Here is a 15977-nt window from a genome sequence, read left to right on the forward strand (position 1 = left end):
TCTCGATCGGTGCGCCGGGAGGGTAATCAGCCGAACGGACGTTCGGAAAGACCTCGGGCGCTACCCGCCGACCGGCTCGTAGCGGCTGAAGCGCCGGGTGAACGACGCCGTCCCCGAGGTCAGGGCGCGCAGATCCACGGCGTAGCGCAGCAGGGCCTGCTCCGGGACCTCGGCGCGCACGTGCGTGCACCCCGGCTCGCCCGGCTCGGTGCCGACGACCCGGCCGTGACGGGCGGAGAGGTCGCCGAGCACGACGCCGAGCTGCCCGTCGTCCACCGCGACCTCGACCTCGTACAGGCGCTCCATCACGACGGTCCCCGCCGCCGCCACCGCCTCCCGCGCCGCGAGCGCCCCCGAGGTCTGGAACGCCTGGTCGGACGAGTCGACGCTGTGCGCCTTGCCGTCGACGAGGGTCACCCGCACGTCGACGACGGGCCGGCCCGGCGTGACCCCGGACTCGAGCTGGGCGCGGACCCCCTTCTCGACGCCGGGGATGTAGGCCCGCGGGATCGCCCCGCCGACGATCCGGTCGACGAACTCGACGCCCGACCCGCGCGGCAGCGGCTCGATCTCGATGCGGCACACGGCGAACTGGCCGTGCCCGCCCGACTGCTTGACGTGCCGCCCGAGCCCGGTCGCGGATCCGGCCACCGTCTCGCGCTCGGGCACCGCGACGTCCGTGACCTCGACGTTCGCGCCCGAGGCCCGCAGCCGGGCGAGCACGACGTCGGCGTGGGCCTCGCCCGTGCACCACAGCACGATCTGGTGGGTGTCCTCGTTGCGCTCGACGCGCAGCGTGGTCTCGGTGGCGGCCAGGCGGGAGAGCCCGCGGGCCATGGCGTCCTGGGCCGTCCGGTCGGCGGCGGTGACGGCCACCGGGAGCAGCGCCTCGGGCAGCTCCCACCCGTCGAGCCCGACCGGGTCGTCCGCGGTGCACAGGGTGTCGCCGGTGGTGGCGACGCCGAGCCGGGTGAGCGCGCACAGGTCGCCCGCGACGCACCACGGCACCTCGCGCAGCGTCGCCCCCAGCGGCGCGTAGACGCGGGTGACGCGGGTGGTCTCGCGCGGACCGGCGTCGGCCCCGGTGGGGTCCTCCGCGTCGCGCGGCGCGGGAGGCGCAGCGGGTCGGCGCACACGGACAGGACGGTGTCGGGGCGCAGCCGGCCGGAGAAGACGCGGACCAGCGAGACCCGCCCGCCCTGGCCGTCGGTGCCGGTGTGCACGACCTCGGCGACGAGCGGGCCGTCCGGATCGGGGGCCACGGGGTCGTGCCCGGCGCCGTCGGGGGCGTGCGCGGGCAACGGCCTGTGCGCGGTCGGGGGTGGCACCGCGTCGACGACGAGGTCGAGCAGCGCGTCGAGCCCGGCGCCGGTCGGACCGCACACGCCGGCGACCGGGACGAGGGCGCGCCGGGCCACCGCCGCGGCGAGGTCCTCGCGCAGCGCGGCCAGCGGCACGGCCTCGCCGCCGATCCAGCGCTCGAGCAGCGCCTCGTCCTCGGCCTGCTCGATGAGGGTCTCGACGAGCTCGCGCCGGAGGTCCTCGTCGTCCTCGGCGGTCGGGTCCGTGCCGTCGGGGCCCTCCAGCAGCGGGTGCACGGTCAGGGTGCCGTCGGCGCCCCGCTCGGTCCGGGTGACCGGGACGAGCACCTCGCCGGATCCCTCCGCCACCCGGCGGCAGGTCGCGAGCGCGGCCGCCTCGTCGGCGCGGGCGTGGTCGAGGCGGCTGAGCACGAGCACCGCGGGCACGCCCGCGCGCCGGCACTCCGCGAGCAGGGCCGAGGTCGGGGCGGCGACCCCGTCCGCGGCGTCGGCCGTCCCGACGACGAACAGCACGGCGTCGGCGGCGCGGAGGCCGGCGCGGACCTCGCCCAGGAAGTCCGGGCAGCCCGGGGTGTCGATCAGGTTGATCTTGATGTCGCGGTGGACGAGCGAGGCCACGGCCGGCGACACGGACCGCTGCTGGCGGCGCGCGTCGGCGTCGTGGTCGGTGACCGTCGTGCCGGCGGTGACCGACCCCGCGCGGGGGATCGTGCCGGTCGCGGCGAGGAGCTCCTCGATCAGCGTCGTCTTGCCCGCGGCCATCGGCCCGACCACCGCGACCGAACGCACGGCGGACGGGTCGTCGGGGGCGAGGGCGTCCCCGCGGCCGTTGCGTGCTCTCCGGGCGGAATCGCCCGCCGTCCGACCAGCCATGACGACCACCTCGCGCGCGTCTCGTCCGTGACCGTCCAGTTCACCGGAGTGACCGAGATCACGGCAAGGGCTGCTCAGTCCATCGTGAGGGCGGCCAGTCGCTCGCGGTGCTCGTCGGCGGAGCCGAACAGCGGCGCGCGGCGGCGAGCGCGCTTGTAGAAGAAGTGCGCCTCGTGCTCCCAGGTGAAGCCGATGCCGCCGAAGAACTGGATCATCGCGCCGGTGGCGGCCCACGCGGCGTCGGCGGCCTTCGCCTTCGCGACGGCGACCGCGACGTCGACGCCGGGGTCGGCCGTGTCCACGGCGTGGGCGGCGAAGAGCACGGCGTGCTCGGCCATCGTCACGGCGACGTGCAGGTCGGCCATCGTGTGCTTGATCGCCTGGAACGACCCGACGGGGACGCCGAACTGCTTGCGCTCGCGGTCGTAGTCGACGGTGCGGGTGAGCGCCTCGCGGGCGACGCCGACGAGGTCCGCCGCCGTGAGCACCGCGCCGCGGGCCATCAGCGCGGCCACCGCGTCGGCACCGGAGAGCGTGCCGCCGGTCAGGGGCTCGGCCGGGGTGTCGGCGAGCTCGACCGCGCCCACGCGGGCGGTGCCGTCGTAGGTCTCCTGGTCGCGGATCGCGAGCCCGGCGGCCCCGCTCTCCACGAGGAAGAGGCCCGGCGACCCGGACGGGTCGGTGGCCGCGACGACGATCAGCCCGGCGACGGCCGGGTAGTCGACCGGCGACGCGGTGCCCGAGAGACGCTCCCCCGACGCGTCGACGGTGATGCCCCGGCCGTCCCACGACCCGGCCTCGCCGCGCAGGGCGACGGTGCCGATGGTCTCGCCGGCGGCGAGGCCCGGCAGCCAGGCGGCCTGCTGCTCGGGCGAGCCGGCGAGGCGCAGGGCCTCGGCGGCGAGCACGGTGGCCGTCCACGGACCGGGCGCGACGCCGCGTCCGAGCTCGCGGGCGACGACCTGCGCGTCGAGCAGGCCGAGCCCGAGGCCGTCGTGCTCCTCGGGGACGAGGACGGCGAGCGCGCCCTGGTCGGCGAGGCCCTTCCACAGGCTGATCGGGTGACCGTCGCCGTGCGGGTCCTCGACGACACCGCGGACGGCGTCGAGGTCGAAGCGGTCGGCCAGGAACTCGCGGACCGTGGTCGCGAACGCCTGCTGGTCGTCGGTGAGCGCGAAGAACACCTGCGAGCTCCTCAGCGGGGGAGGCCGAGCACGCGCTCGGCGACGATGTTGCGCTGGACCTGGGACGAGCCGCCCCAGATGGTGACCGACCGCGACCACATCGCCTGGTGCTGGAACGGCGTGAGGTCGACGTCGGGGCGCGGCCGGGCGAGGCTCGCCTCCGGGCCGAGGACGTCGTCGAACGCCTCCCAGAGGTCCTGGAAGGTCTCCGACCACTGGAGCTTGGTCATCGACGACTCGGAGCCCAGGTCACGGCCCTGCTCGACCTGCGTGAGGATGTGCATCGCGTGGTAGCGCAGGCACTCCAGCTCCACGAGGCAGTTCGCCAGCTTCTGGCGGGCCACCGGGTCGTCCGAGCGCCCGAAACGCCGGGCCTCGGCGACGATCTCGTCGTACTGGCGGCGGAACTCGGTGTACTGGCCGACACCGGACGCGCCGCGCTCGAAGGAGAGCAGCAGCATCGCGGTGCGCCAGCCCGCTCCGATCTCGCCGAGACAGTCCTTGGCCGGCACCCGCGCGTCGGTGAAGAAGACCTCGCCGAACTCGCTGGCCCCGCTCATCTGCTTGAGCGGCCGCGCCTCGACGCCCGGCTGGTCCATGTCGATGAGCATCATCGACAGGCCCTTGTGGCGCTCCCAGCCCGGCTCGGTGCGCACGATCGTGAAGATCTTGTCGCCGTGCATGGCGTTCGTGGTCCAGATCTTCTGGCCGTTGACCACGTAGTCGTCGCCGTCGCGCACGCCGCGCGTGGCCACCGCCGCGAGGTCGGAACCCGCGCCGGGCTCGGAGAAGCCCTGGCACCAGATCACCTCGTTGCGCAGCATCGGTCCGATGATCTCGGCCTTCTGCTCCGGCGTACCGATCGCCATGATCGTCGGGGCGAGGAACGTCAGCCCCAGGACGTTGACGGTCTGGGGCGCGCGGGCGCGCACCATCTCCTCGTCGTAGATGGCCTTCATGCCCGGCGTGCCCCCGCGGCCGCCGTACTCCGTCGGCCACTCGATGCCCGAGAAGCCCGCGGCGGTCTTGGAGGCCTCCCAGTCCCGCCGCAGCCGGAACGACTCGTCGTCGTCGAGGGCGCGCCAGAAGCCCGGCTGCGTCCACTCGTCGGGGATGTTGGCCGCGAGCCAGGTCCGCAGCTCCTCGCGGAACTGCTCCTCCTCGGCCGTGTAGCTCAGGTCCACGGACGCCACTCTGGCAGAACCCCCCGACCCTCCGCAGGATCGGACTACCCGCCAGTAGGGATCAGGGCGCGCAGCGGAGGATCCCGCGGTCCGACTTCAGCGTCAGGACGCGGCGCGCGCTCTCCTCGAGGCGGCGGGCGAACGCCGGGTCCTCGTCGGCCCTCGCCGTCAGCGCCTCGACCATCGGCCCCAGGTCGGACGCCTCGATCGTCAGCACCTGGTCGCCGCCCGCGGCCACGAAACGGGTGGCCCGCTGGCCGACCGGCACGTCGGTCACCGCGGCCGCCGCGCCGACGTCGTCGGTCGAGACCACCCCGGTGAAGCCCAGGCGCCCGCGCAGCAGGTCGGTGATCACCGCGCGGCTGAAGAGGGCACGGTTGTCGGGGTCGATCCGCTCGTAGACCGCCGAGGACATCATCACCACGGGCGCGCCGGCCGCGATCCCGGCACGGAAGGACGCGAGCCCGGGGTCGTCGACGCCGGTACGGGTGTCCGCGGCGCCGGCGAAGTCGGTGTTCTCGCGCACCCGCCCGAGGCCCGGGAAGTGCTTGAGCGTCGCGTGCACCCCGCCCTGGTCCAGGCCCTCGACGAAGGCGGTCACGGCGTCGGAGACCCGCGCGGGGTCGGTGCCGAAGCCGCGGCCGAGGGCGCCGACCGGCTCGTTGGCCTCGCCCAGGTCCGGGTCGACGACGTCGGCCACCGGAGCGAGGTCCAGCGTCACCCCGGCGCCGGACATCTCCTCGCCCCACCCCCGGGCGTCGGCGCGCAGACCGGCCGGGTCACGGCCCTGCGTCGTGGCCGCGGGGATGCGCGTGAAGCCGGCGCCCTTGAGGTCCTGGACCTTGCCGCCCTCCTGGTCGACGGCGACCGTCACGGGGACGCGGGCGGTGTCCTGCACCTCGCGCGTGGTGGCCGTGACCTGCGCGCGGGAGGCCTCGCCCCCGGCGGCGTCGGTGAGGATCACACCGCCGGCGCCCTCGCCGAGCGCCTCGCGCCCGGAGGCGGTGAGCCCGTCGGCGGGCACGCCGACCATCACCAGCTGGGCGGCCCGCTCGCGGGTGTCCATGCTGCCGACGACGCTGTCCACGCAGGCGACGGCGGGATCGGCCGGGGCCTGCGCCGACGGGGGCGTGGCGGCGCGAGGGCTCGGGGCGTGGCTCGCGGGCGCCGGTGGCGGCCCCGCAGGCTCCCCGGCACAGGCGGTGGGGCCGAGCACCAGCAGCGCCGTCACGGCGACGAGCACGCGGACGGGGACGCGACGGGCACCGGGCATCGCGGGCAGTGTGCCCTACGGGCGTGGACGGGCTCGGTGCCCTCCGGAGGTGCGCCTGCGTCGCTGTGCCGACACACGGGTGAGCACGCACCGGCGCGGGACGAGAGGATGGCCCCCGATGACCGCCACGCGCCGCACGCGCACCCTGCACGGGCAACGGATGTCGTACGTCGAGGCGTGCCCCGACGCGGCCCGGAGCGCCGACGACGGCACGGACGATCCCGAGGTCGTCGTCCTCGTGCACGGCATCGCCGGCAGCGCGGAGACGTGGACCCCGGTGCTGCAGGCGTTCGAGGGCACCGGCTGCGACCGGCTCCTGCTGGCCCCGGAGCTGCTCGGGCACGGCGAGTCCGCGGGCGTGGGCGGCGACTTCTCGCTCGGCGCCTACGCCAACGGGCTGCGCGACCTGCTCGCGGTGCTCGGGCACCGCCGGGTCACCGTCGTCGGGCACTCCCTCGGCGGCGGGGTGGCGATGCAGTTCGCCTACCAGTTCCCGGAGATGTGCTCGCGGCTCGTGCTCGTCTCCTCCGGGGGTCTGGGGCGCGGCGTGAGCCCGGTCCTCCGCCTCGCGGCCCTCCCCGGCGCCGAATGGGTGCTGCCCGTCCTGGCCTCCACCGGGCTGCTCGGGCTCGGCGCCCGCGGGCTGCGCCTGGCCGCCTCGCTGCCGACGATGGGTCCCGGCGCGGTGGGGCTGCGCGAGGCCGCCCGGCACGCCGCCTCCCTCACCGAGCGCGCCCACCTCGACGCGTTCGTCGACACCGTCCGGTCGGTCATCGGCCCCGGCGGGCAGCGGGTCAGCGGCACCGACCGGCTCTACCTCACCGAGGGCCTGCCCACCCTCGTCGTGTGGGGCGACCGCGACCCCGTCATCCCCGTCGGGCACGCGCGCCGGGCGGGCGAGCTCATCCCGCACGGTCGGCTGGAGATCTTCGAGGGCGCCGGCCACTTCCCGCACTGCGACGAGCCGGAGCGGTTCGCGGCCCTGCTCACCGAGTTCTGCGACGCCAACGCGCCCGCCGAGATCGACGTCGCGAGCATCGGCCCGCGGGTGGCGTCGCGCGGGGCGTGAGCCCCTAGCGGGGGTTCCGGCACTGGTAGGCCAGCGCCGGGGGCAGGTTGCGCCACACGGTCGGGGTCACCCGCACCTCGCTGAACTCGCTCTCCAGCACGCCACGGAAGCGGCGCTGGGTGGGCAGCCGCGTGACGTGGCTGTAGGCGAAGGTCGTGAACGGCGCGCCGGGGGCGAGCACCTTGGTGACCTGGTCGATGATCCCGCGCTGCGCCGACTCCGGGAACAGCGTCCACGGCAGGCCGCTGATCGCGGCGTCGACCTGGTCGACCCCGATGTCGGCGAGCAGCTTCTGCAGGTCGGCCGCGTCGCCCTCGACGACCTCGAGCCACGGCCGGGTGCGTCGCAGGTGCTCCACCATGCCGGGGTCGATCTCGACGGCGATGTGGCGCGCGCCCTCGGGCAGGCGCCGGCGGAGCGCGGCGCTGACCACGCCCGTGCCCGGCCCGAGCTCGACGACCACGGGCTGCCCCTCGGCGGGGGCCACGGAGGCGAGCAGGTCGGAGAGCGCCCGCCCGCTGGGCGCCACGGCACCGATGACGGCCGGGGAGCGCACGGCCGAGGAGACGAAGGTGACGAAGTCTCGGACAGGACTCACGGGGACCACAGTGTCAGCTCCCCGCGCTGGTCGCCCACTCGGGAGACGTGGCGCGCGCCTCTCTCGTCCTGCGGGTTCGCGCAGTGGTCCCTCCGGCTCAGCGGGGGTCCACCACTCGCATCAGGATGAACGTCACGAGCAGCAGGATCATGATCGACAGGTCGAGGCTGACGTTGCCGATGCGGACCTGCGGGATGATGCGGCGCAGGAGCTTCACCGGCGGGTCGGTGACCATGAAGAGCACCTCGAGCCCCGCCGCCGTGCTCCCGGCGGGGCGCCAGTCGCGGGCGAAGCTGCGCACGATCTCGACGACGAGCCGCCCCACGATGAACAGCCACAGCAGGAAGAGCGCGTAGTAGACGAGCAGCAGGGCGAGCTCCATGTCTCCAGAGTGCCTGACCGTCCGGGGAGACGGAGACCCGCCTGCCGGTTCCCCGATCGATTGGCTACGGTCGACGACCGCCGTCGGGAACGCAGGACAGGAGGTCGCGTGGTCGTCCTGGTGCCTGTCGACGAGCGGCTCACGGGTCCGGGTGCGCCCGGGCTGGCGGAGCTGTGCGCCGACGGGGTGGAACCGCTGGTCGAGGCCGTGCTGCGCTCCGAGATCGACGTGGCGCCGTCACCCGAGACCACCGGTCCGATCCCTCGCGGCGGCGTCGAGGCCGACGTGCATCCCCGGACGTTCCTGTCCGTCGACCCCCGCGACCGCCAGGTGGTGGGCACCTGCGGCTTCCGCGGGCCCGTCCGCGGCGGACGCGTCGAGATCGCGTTCTGGACGTTCCCGCCGTTCGAGGGCCGCGGCTGGGCCACGGCCATGACGCGCACGCTCGTCGCGCGCGCTTTCGAGGACCCGTCGGTGCACACCGTCGTGGCCCACACCCTGCCCGAGCGCGCCCCGGCCGCGAGCGTCCTGACGGCGAACGGGCTGGTGCGCGTGCAGTCGCGCCGGCGCGACGAGTCGGGCCCCGGCGGGGCGGTGCGCGGGACGGTGTGGCGGTGGGAGACCCACCGGCCGACGCGGGCGAACGCCGCCCCGGCCCGCTGAGCGACACCGACGACGCCGTGATCCTGCACCTGTGCACCCGCGAGGAGCTCGCCGCGGCGCGCGCGGAGGGGGCCCGCAGGCCGCCGTCGCTCGACGAGGTCGGGTTCGTCCACCTCTCCGACCCGGGGACCGTCCACATGCCCGCCTCGCGGCTCTACGCGGGCCGCGACGACGTGGTGGTGCTCGTCGTCGACCCCGCCCTCCTGGCCGCCCACGGCGTGCCGGTGCGCTGGGAGCCCGGCGTGGGCCCGCAGGGCACCGAGGACGCGCGAGGGCCGTGGTTCCCCCACGCCTACGGTGCGCTGCCCATGGACGCCGTCGTGGCCGTGCACGACCTCGTCGCGGAGCAGGACGGGAGCTTCCGGCCGCCGCCGCCCGTCGCCGACGCCGCGACGCGGGGGTCCTGAGCCAGGGCACCGGGCCGGGTTACCGGGCCGGGGGTACCGCGCGAAGGGCACCATCAGCCGACTAGAGCGGCCGTGGGCGCCCTTCGCCGGAACGGGCCGGAGCCGGGGCTACTGCGCGAAGGGCACCATCAGCCGACTAGAGCGGCGGTGGGCGCCCTTCGCCGGAACGGCCGGCCGGCGCGGCCCCTGAACACGAGAACGGCCCCCGACCTGGTGGTCGGGGGCCGTCGCCTCGCGTAGCGGGGACAGGATTCGAACCTGTGACCTCTGGGTTATGAGCCCAGCGAGCTACCGAGCTGCTCCACCCCGCGTCGTGCCCGTGGCCCTGGGCTGGGGATCCCGGCCTCCGGAACGATCTCCGGAGCCGGTGTCGTAGCGGGGACAGGATTCGAACCTGTGACCTCTGGGTTATGAGCCCAGCGAGCTACCGAGCTGCTCCACCCCGCGCTGCGTTGTGTCCGTAACGGTACACCGGCGCCCACCCCACCCCGCCGAGGGGGTGGGGTGGGGCCGCTGACCATCAGGAGCCCGTCGGGGGACCCGTCAGCCGCCGGCGGTGGCCGGCGTGGCGGTGGCAGGCGCGGCCCCGGTGGCCGCCCGGAACTGCGCGATCGCGGCGTCGAGCGCCGCCTCGGCGTCACCGATGCCCCGGAAGTCCCGCGCGGCCTGGGCCTGCGAGAGCCGATCGAGGGCGTCGTTCATCCCGGTGACGGCCTGGTTGAGCTCCGGGCTCAGCGTCTGACCCTGCTGGCCGGTGGGCAGCGGCCCGCCACCGGTGTTGACGCCCGGCGCCGCCGGCTGCTGCGCCACCGCCCCCAGGCCCGGGACGCTGAGCCCCGGCGGGAGCGGCACGCCCTGGAACGCGGCCTGCAGCGCGCCCTGCAGCGTCGGCGCGTAGCCGATGTCGCCGTTGTTGAAGCGGGCGATGACGCCGAACAGCTGCGGGAACGACGTCTGCGCGTTCCGCTCGACGTAGATCGGCTCGACGTAGAGCAGACCGCCGGCGACGGGCAGCGTGAGCAGGTTGCCGTACTGCACCTGCACCGGTGTGCCCGACTGCCGCAGCGTGAACAGCCCGCCGTTGACCGACTGGCTGGTCAGCAGCTCGGCCTGGACCTGCTGCGGACCCTGCGGCCCCCGCTGGTCGCCGGTGAGCTGCGCGGGCAGCTCGAGCACCGTCATCCGCCCGTAGTTCTCGGGCTCCGAGCTCACCGACAGATAGGCCGAGAGGTTCGGTCGCGAGAGGGCGAGCAGCGTGCTCGTCATCTGGAACTGGGTGTCCGGCGCCGCGCCGGGTCGCGGGTCACCCGCGAGCAGGTAGTACGGCGGGATCGACGCGTTGCTCTCGCGCGTCGGGTCCTCCGGGACGGTCCAGAAGTTCTGCGTCGAGAAGAAGTCGCGCGGGTTCTCGACGTGGTACCGGGTCAGCAGGTCGCGCTGGACCTTGAAGATGTCCTCGGGGTACCGGAAGTGCGCCCGCAGGGACGGCGGGACGTCCGCGGACGGCTGGACGACGCCGGGGAAGGCCCCCATCCAGGTGCGCAGCACCGGGTCCTGCTCGTCGACCGCGTAGAGGTGCACCTCGCCGCTGTAGGCGTCGACGGTGGCCTTCACCGAGTTCCGCATGTAGCCGGCGGAACCGTTCGGGGTGGCGGGGCGCAGCGAGTCGCTGGTGGCCTGCCCGAGGTCGACCTGCTGGGCGTACGGATAGCGCGGCAGCGTCGTGTAACCGTCGATGATCCACTGCATCCGGCCGTCGACCACCGCGGGATACGGGTCGACGTCGGTGCGCAGCCACGGCGCGATCTTCTGGACGCGCTCGACCGGCGTGCGGTTGTACATGATCCGCGAGTTCTCGCCGATCGAGCCGTTGAACAGGATGTTCCGCTCGCCGTAGGCGGCGGCGAAGATCAGCCGCTGCGCCCAGTTGCCCACCGGGACGCCGCCGGGGCCCTCGTAGGCCGTCGCCGGGCGACCGGGGCCGTCGTACTCGCGACCCTGCTCACCGGGGTTGCCGCCGACGATCGCGTAGTCGTCGGCGCCGCCGAGGAACTCGCCGTAGTAGATGCGGGCGCCGTCGGGGCTGATGCCGAACGGCCCCGGGTTGCTCGAGTCGCTGACCTCGAACTGCGGCAGCCCACCCTGGCTCGCCTCGGCGCTCGCCGGGGCGTTGACGCGGTCGGCCGGCGCCGACACGAGGCCCTGGCCGTGGGTGTAGACGAGGTGCCGGTTGATCCAGTCCTGCTGGTTGCCGATGAGGGCGTCGGGGTTGATCTCGCGCGCGGCGAGCACGTAGTCCTGCCGCTGGCCGCCGACCGTGTAGCGGTCGATGTCGAGGTCCGGCGAGAAGCTGTAGAAGTTCGTCAGCTGCTGCTGGACCGCGAACGTGCGGTTGAGCCGCGACGGGTCCTGGATGCGGATGTTGTTCAGCGTCGCCTGGCTGTTCGCGACGTCCTGCGGCGGGATCGCGGCGTTCCCGGCGGCCGACGCGACCTGCGGGGCGTAGGGGATGACGCCGACGTTGTTGAGCGCGAAGGCCTGGCGCGTCGCCGCGATGTTCCGCGAGATCGACTCCGCCTCGCGGTCGATGGCGTTGGGGCGCACGGAGAACTGCTCGAGCACCGCGGGCCACGCCGCCCCGACCAGGACGCTGGAGAGCACGAGCAGTGCCAGCGCGATCGCGGGGATCTGGAGGTTGCGCAGCACCACCGCGGAGAAGAAGGCGGCCGCGCAGATCACCGCGATGATCAGCAGGATCAGCTTCGCCGGCATCGCGGCGTTGAGGTCGGTGTAGGTGGCGCCGAAGAAGTTGGCGCCGCCCTCGGCCGCCTTGCGGTCGGAGAACAGCAGCTCGTAGCGGTCGAAGAAGTAGGCGACGGCCTTGAACAGCACGAACGTGCCGGCGAGGACCGCGAGGTGGGCACGGGCCGGGGGGGCGACCGCGCCGTTGCGCCCGGCCAGGCGGATGCCGCCGAAGAGGTAGTGCGCCACCAGCGCGGCCACGAAGCTCACGGCGATCGCGACGAACAGCCAGCTCAGCAGCCAGCGGTAGAACGGCAGCTGGAAGACGTAGAACGATATGTCGTGGCCGAACACCGGATCGGCGACGCCGAACGCCGTGGAGTTCAGGAAGAGCTGGACGGTCTGCCAGTCGGCCTGCGCCGAGAGGCCGGCGATGAGCGCGACGACCGCGGGGATGCCGATCGCGAACCAGCGGGGGCGCGCGAGCACGACGGTGCGGTACCGGGCGACGGGGTCCTCGGCGGCCGCGCCGGCCACGGGCACGAACACCGGCCGCACCCGGTAGGCGATCACCAGGTTGAGGGCGAGCAGGCCGCCCATGAGCACGGCGGCGACGACGAACTGCAGCACCCGGGTCCACAGGATCGTCGTGAAGACGCCGCGGAAGCCGACCTCGCCGAACCAGGCCCAGTCGACGTACACGTCGACCAGGCGGGCGCCGCCGAGGAGCACGACGAGCGCCACCGCGCCGACGATCAGCAGCGTCTTCGTCCGTCGCGACAGCTGGGGGGTCGCCGTCGGGGGCCGGTTGGCCACGGGGTCACTCTCCTGATAGCGGGGGCCGGACGCGCAATCGTGGCCGGGCGTACGTGTATCTCGGTGCGTGTCTCTCAGGGCGCCACTCTACGAATACCGTGTGGGGTCGACGTGGCCCGGCATGTCCGGATCCCCTCACGCCCTGCTCCGGGGGCGGTGGGCCCGCTCACCAGGGGTGTCGGGATCTCAGCAGGGGGTCGGCGCGCGCCCGGCGCGGATCGCCTCGAGCGCGGCGATGCCCTCGTTCAGCGTCCCGACCCTGGCGAGCTGGAGCCCGTCGGGGACGTCCGTGACGGCCTCCGCGCAGTTGCCCGCGGGGACGAGGAACACCTGCGCGCCGTCGTGGCGGGCGGCGTCCATCTTGAAGCGGATGCCGCCGATGTCGCCGACGCGGCCGGTGGCGTCGATCGTCCCGGTGCCGGCCACGACCCGTCCCCCGACGAGATCGCCGGGCGTGAGCTTGTCGACGATCGCCGTGGCGAAGATCAGGCCGGCCGAGGGCCCGCCGATGTCGCCGAGGCTGATCCGCACGTCCACGGGCGAGTCGACGATGTTGGTCGGGGTCACGCCCAGGAAGCCGCGCGGGTCGCCGTCGGGGCGGGCCGCGGCGACGACGGCGACGTCGGTGCGCGGGCCCGGCGCCCCGAGCGGGCCGCGCTGCACGGTCACCGTCACCGTCTGGCCCGGGCGGGTCGGCGCCAGGGCGTCGACGACCTCCTGCGGCGTCGTCACCGGGCGGCCGTCGACCGCCACGATCCGGTCGCCGGGGGCGAGACGGCCCGCGGACGGGGAGTTGTCGAGCACCGAGCCGACCTGCACGGCGGTCGGGTAGCCGAGGTAGCGCAGGGCCGCGGCCTCCGCGTCGGTCTCGGACTGCGCGAACTGCCGGGTGTTCTCCTGGTCGACCTGCTCGCTGGAGCGCCCCGGCGGATAGACCGACTCGCGCGGGAGCACCTGCTCCTCGCCCGAGGCCCACATGGCCATCGCGCCGAAGAGCGTCACCTGGGTGGTCACCGCGACGGTCGTCATCCGCAGCTGGCCGGTGGTCGGGTAGACGGGGACCGGGCCGCTGACGTCCACCACCGTGCGCCCGTCCGCGCCCGCGCCGAGGACGTCGAACGTCGGGCCGTCGCCGAGCGCCACGAACGGCACCCGCACCGTGGCGCCCAGCAGGCCCAGGACCCCGGCCAGCACGAGTCCGAGCGCCAGGGTCGCGCGCAGCCGGGTCACGGGCGGTCAGGGTAGTGATTGCTCGGGCACGACCGATCCGCACCCGTGCACGGGGTCCGGCCCGTGCGCCGGCTGGGAAGTTCCTGGGCGTTCGCCGTGGGCGTGCGCTGACGGCCCACGCGGGTGTCCGGGCCGCGTACCGTCGGCACCATGAGTGACCTGCCCTTCGGCTTCGGGCCGTCCGACTCCGACGACGAGTCCCGCCGCTCCGGCTCCGGTGGGTCCGGTGGCTCCGGCCCCGGGGGTCCCGGCGGCCCCATGGGCTTCGGCCTGCCCGGCATGGGGGGCGCCGGCGGCCCCGGTGGCCCCGGTGGCTTCGACATGGGCCAGCTCGGGCAGATGCTCACCCAGCTCGGGCAGATGCTCAGCCAGTCGTCCGGCCCGGGTGCCGACGGCCCCGTGAACTACAAGCTGGCCGCACAGATGGCCCACCAGCAGCTCGGCGCCGAGGGCAGCGCGAAGCCGACGAGCGAGCAGCAGCGCGCGGCCGAGGAGTCGGTGCGCCTGGCCGAGCTGTGGCTCGAGGACGCGACGACCCTGCCGTCGGGCACCTCGCAGGTCGCGGTCTGGTCGCCGGCGCAGTGGGTGGACACGACGATGCCCACCTGGCAGCGCCTGTGCGACCCCGTGGCGCAGCGCGTCGCGGGCGCCTGGGTCGAGGGCCTGCCCGAGGAGGCCCGCCAGATGGCGGGCCCGATGCTCGGGATGATCTCCCAGGTCGGCGGCATGGCCTTCGGCTCGCAGCTCGGCGCCGGGCTCGCCCAGCTCGCCAAGGAGGTGCTCACCTCCTCGGAGGTCGGCCTGCCCCTCGGCCCGGAGGGCACCGCCGCGCTCCTGCCGGCCGCGATCACCACCTTCACCGAGGGCATCGACCGCCCGGCGGGCGAGGTGCTCGTCTTCCTCGCCGCCCGCGAGGCCGCGCACCAGCGCCTGTTCGGGCACGTGCCTTGGCTGCGCCAGCGCCTGCTCGCCACCGTCGAGGAGTTCGCCCACGGCATCACCATCGACACCTCGCGCATGGAGGAGCTCGCGCGCGACGTCGACCCGATGAACCCCGAGTCCCTGCAGCAGCTCATGAGCTCGGGGATGTTCGAGCCGCAGACCACCGAGTCGCAGAAGGTCGCGCTGCGCCGCCTCGAGACCCTCCTCGCGCTCGTCGAGGGCTGGGTCGACGTGGTGGTCGCCGACGCCGTGGGCGAGCGCCTGCCCGGCGCCTCCGCGCTCGGCGAGACGCTGCGTCGCCGCCGCGCCTCCGGCGGGCCCGCGGAGCAGACCTTCGCCACCCTCGTCGGGCTGGAGCTGCGGCCACGCCGGCTGCGCGACGCCGCGGCGCTGTGGCGGGCGCTCACCGACGAGCGGGGCATCGAGGGCCGCGACGCGGTCTGGTCGCACCCCGACCTCATGCCGACCGCCGACGACCTCGACGACCCGGCCGCCTTCGTGGGCGGCACGAAGACCGTGGCGACCGGCCAGGCCGAGGGCTCCGCGGAGAGCTTCTCCGACCTCGACGACCCGCTGGCGCGCCTCGAGGCCGAGATGAAGGCCGAGCAGGAGGCGAAGGACGCGAAGGACGCGAAGGACGCCGAGAAGGACGAGCCCGGGGAGGGCGACGGTCCGTCGTCGTCCTAGGACTCAGTCCTCCTCGGGGGCCTCGTCGGGCTCGCCGTCGGTCTCGGTGATCGGGAGTCCGGCGCCCGCGGCGAGGCCCTCCAGGTAGCCGATCGCGCGCTCGCTGCGCGGGTACGCGGCCTCGAGCGCCCGGAACGCCGGGCCGTGCCGCGGTTCGCGCAGGTGGACCAGCTCGTGCACCAGCACGTGGTCGAGCACCCACCCGGGCACCTCGCGGAGCTTCTCGCTGACGCGGATCGTCGCGTCGGCGGGCGTGCACGACGCCCAGCGGGTGCGCATCGGCTTCGTCCAGCGCACCGACGCCGGCCGGGGCCAGGCGCCGTCGGGGGCGACCGGGTCCAGGTGGGCGCGCGCCAGGGCGTCGGCGCGGTCACCGAGGTCGGCGTCCCCCGCGCGGCGGCCCGGGCGGCGCCGGGCGTCCGCGCGCTCCAGGCGCTGCAGCATCTCCTCGACCCAGTGCCGCTCCTGCGCCCGCGACATCGACGCCGGGATGTTCACCACGACGGTCGAGCCCTCGCGGTGGGCGTCCACCGTGCGCCGACGCCGGGCGCTGCGACGCACCTCGACGTCGGGACGCGATTCGACCATGACGCCGAGCCTAGAAG

General features: G+C 74.7%; 13 protein-coding genes, 2 tRNA genes and 1 pseudogene. 4 read left to right on the top strand and 12 right to left on the bottom strand.

Annotated elements, in window-relative coordinates; translation table 11 throughout:
* Positions 1-60: 60 nt before the first annotated feature.
* The 5 genes and pseudogenes from ACQPYN_RS25240 to ACQPYN_RS25260 form a co-directional block, all read right to left on the bottom strand.
* The gene (locus ACQPYN_RS25240) at positions 61-1134 is read right to left on the bottom strand and encodes a hypothetical protein (RefSeq protein WP_433029030.1); all 1074 of its coding nucleotides are present in this window, start codon (positions 1132-1134) and stop codon (positions 61-63) included.
* A gap of 245 nt (positions 1135-1379) precedes the next feature.
* Positions 1380-2195 (bottom strand): annotated as a pseudogene (locus ACQPYN_RS25245) (GTP-binding protein); the annotation flags it as partial.
* Positions 2196-2269: 74 nt separating this feature from the next.
* Positions 2270-3379, bottom strand: a complete 1110-nt coding sequence (locus tag ACQPYN_RS25250) for an acyl-CoA dehydrogenase family protein (RefSeq protein WP_433029032.1) — start codon at positions 3377-3379, stop codon at positions 2270-2272.
* Positions 3380-3390: 11 nt separating this feature from the next.
* Positions 3391-4563, bottom strand: coding sequence for an acyl-CoA dehydrogenase family protein (locus ACQPYN_RS25255; RefSeq protein WP_433029034.1), 1173 nt, complete (start codon positions 4561-4563; stop codon positions 3391-3393).
* Positions 4564-4624: 61 nt separating this feature from the next.
* The gene (locus ACQPYN_RS25260) at positions 4625-5836 is read right to left on the bottom strand and encodes a glycoside hydrolase family 3 N-terminal domain-containing protein (RefSeq protein ID WP_433029036.1); all 1212 of its coding nucleotides are present in this window, start codon (positions 5834-5836) and stop codon (positions 4625-4627) included.
* A 118-nt stretch (positions 5837-5954) separates the two neighbouring features.
* Here ACQPYN_RS25260 and ACQPYN_RS25265 point away from each other — a divergent pair, with 118 nt between their 5' ends.
* Entirely contained in the window at positions 5955-6905 is a 951-nt protein-coding gene (locus ACQPYN_RS25265; protein WP_433029038.1) for an alpha/beta fold hydrolase, read from the top strand.
* A gap of 4 nt (positions 6906-6909) precedes the next feature.
* Here ACQPYN_RS25265 and ACQPYN_RS25270 read toward each other — a convergent pair whose 3' ends face one another.
* Positions 6910-7503 (bottom strand): class I SAM-dependent methyltransferase, encoded by a 594-nt coding sequence (locus ACQPYN_RS25270; protein WP_274193803.1) that lies wholly within the window; start codon positions 7501-7503, stop codon positions 6910-6912.
* A 97-nt stretch (positions 7504-7600) separates the two neighbouring features.
* On the bottom strand, positions 7601-7885 hold the full coding sequence (locus tag ACQPYN_RS25275; protein WP_274188273.1) for a YggT family protein: 285 nt from the start codon (positions 7883-7885) through the stop codon (positions 7601-7603).
* Between the two features lie 108 nt (positions 7886-7993).
* Between ACQPYN_RS25275 and ACQPYN_RS25280 the strand changes: the two genes are divergently transcribed.
* Positions 7994-8548, top strand: a complete 555-nt coding sequence (locus ACQPYN_RS25280) for a GNAT family N-acetyltransferase (protein ID WP_433029040.1) — start codon at positions 7994-7996, stop codon at positions 8546-8548.
* Positions 8500-8955 carry a DUF952 domain-containing protein gene (locus ACQPYN_RS25285; protein ID WP_433029042.1) on the top strand — a complete coding sequence of 152 codons (456 nt, stop codon included), beginning with the start codon at positions 8500-8502 and terminating at the stop codon, positions 8953-8955. The genes ACQPYN_RS25280 and ACQPYN_RS25285 overlap by 49 nt, the downstream gene beginning before the upstream one ends.
* Before the next feature lie 237 nt (positions 8956-9192).
* Here the strand turns inward: ACQPYN_RS25285 and ACQPYN_RS25290 are convergent.
* The 4 genes from ACQPYN_RS25290 to ACQPYN_RS25305 all read right to left on the bottom strand — a co-directional run bounded on the left by ACQPYN_RS25290 (position 9193) and on the right by ACQPYN_RS25305 (position 13743).
* Positions 9193-9266 (bottom strand) — tRNA-Met (locus ACQPYN_RS25290).
* A gap of 62 nt (positions 9267-9328) precedes the next feature.
* Positions 9329-9402, bottom strand: a tRNA-Met gene (locus ACQPYN_RS25295).
* A gap of 96 nt (positions 9403-9498) precedes the next feature.
* Positions 9499-12513, bottom strand: a complete 3015-nt coding sequence (locus ACQPYN_RS25300; protein ID WP_433029044.1) for a UPF0182 family membrane protein — start codon at positions 12511-12513, stop codon at positions 9499-9501.
* A gap of 186 nt (positions 12514-12699) precedes the next feature.
* Positions 12700-13743, bottom strand: coding sequence for a YlbL family protein (locus tag ACQPYN_RS25305; protein ID WP_433029046.1), 1044 nt, complete (start codon positions 13741-13743; stop codon positions 12700-12702).
* Positions 13744-13893: 150 nt separating this feature from the next.
* Here ACQPYN_RS25305 and ACQPYN_RS25310 point away from each other — a divergent pair, with 150 nt between their 5' ends.
* Positions 13894-15372, top strand: a complete 1479-nt coding sequence (locus tag ACQPYN_RS25310) for a zinc-dependent metalloprotease (protein ID WP_433029048.1) — start codon at positions 13894-13896, stop codon at positions 15370-15372.
* A gap of 3 nt (positions 15373-15375) precedes the next feature.
* On the opposite strand, the gene ACQPYN_RS25315 is transcribed toward ACQPYN_RS25310, so the two are convergent.
* Entirely contained in the window at positions 15376-15960 is a 585-nt protein-coding gene (locus tag ACQPYN_RS25315; RefSeq protein ID WP_433029050.1) for a M48 metallopeptidase family protein, read from the bottom strand.
* Positions 15961-15977: the final 17 nt, after the last annotated feature.

This window comes from Actinomycetospora sp. CA-053990, assembly GCF_050948445.1.
Classification (GTDB): domain Bacteria; phylum Actinomycetota; class Actinomycetes; order Mycobacteriales; family Pseudonocardiaceae; genus Actinomycetospora; species Actinomycetospora callitridis.

Coding starts and splice junctions, on each gene's coding strand:
- ACQPYN_RS25265 (WP_433029038.1), top strand. CDS start 5,955: ATGACCGCCACGCGCCGCACGCGCACCCTGCACGGGCAACGGATGTCG.
- ACQPYN_RS25315 (WP_433029050.1), bottom strand. CDS start 15,960: ATGGTCGAATCGCGTCCCGACGTCGAGGTGCGTCGCAGCGCCCGGCGT.
- ACQPYN_RS25310 (WP_433029048.1), top strand. CDS start 13,894: ATGAGTGACCTGCCCTTCGGCTTCGGGCCGTCCGACTCCGACGACGAG.
- ACQPYN_RS25275 (WP_274188273.1), bottom strand. CDS start 7,885: ATGGAGCTCGCCCTGCTGCTCGTCTACTACGCGCTCTTCCTGCTGTGG.
- ACQPYN_RS25260 (WP_433029036.1), bottom strand. CDS start 5,836: ATGCCCGGTGCCCGTCGCGTCCCCGTCCGCGTGCTCGTCGCCGTGACG.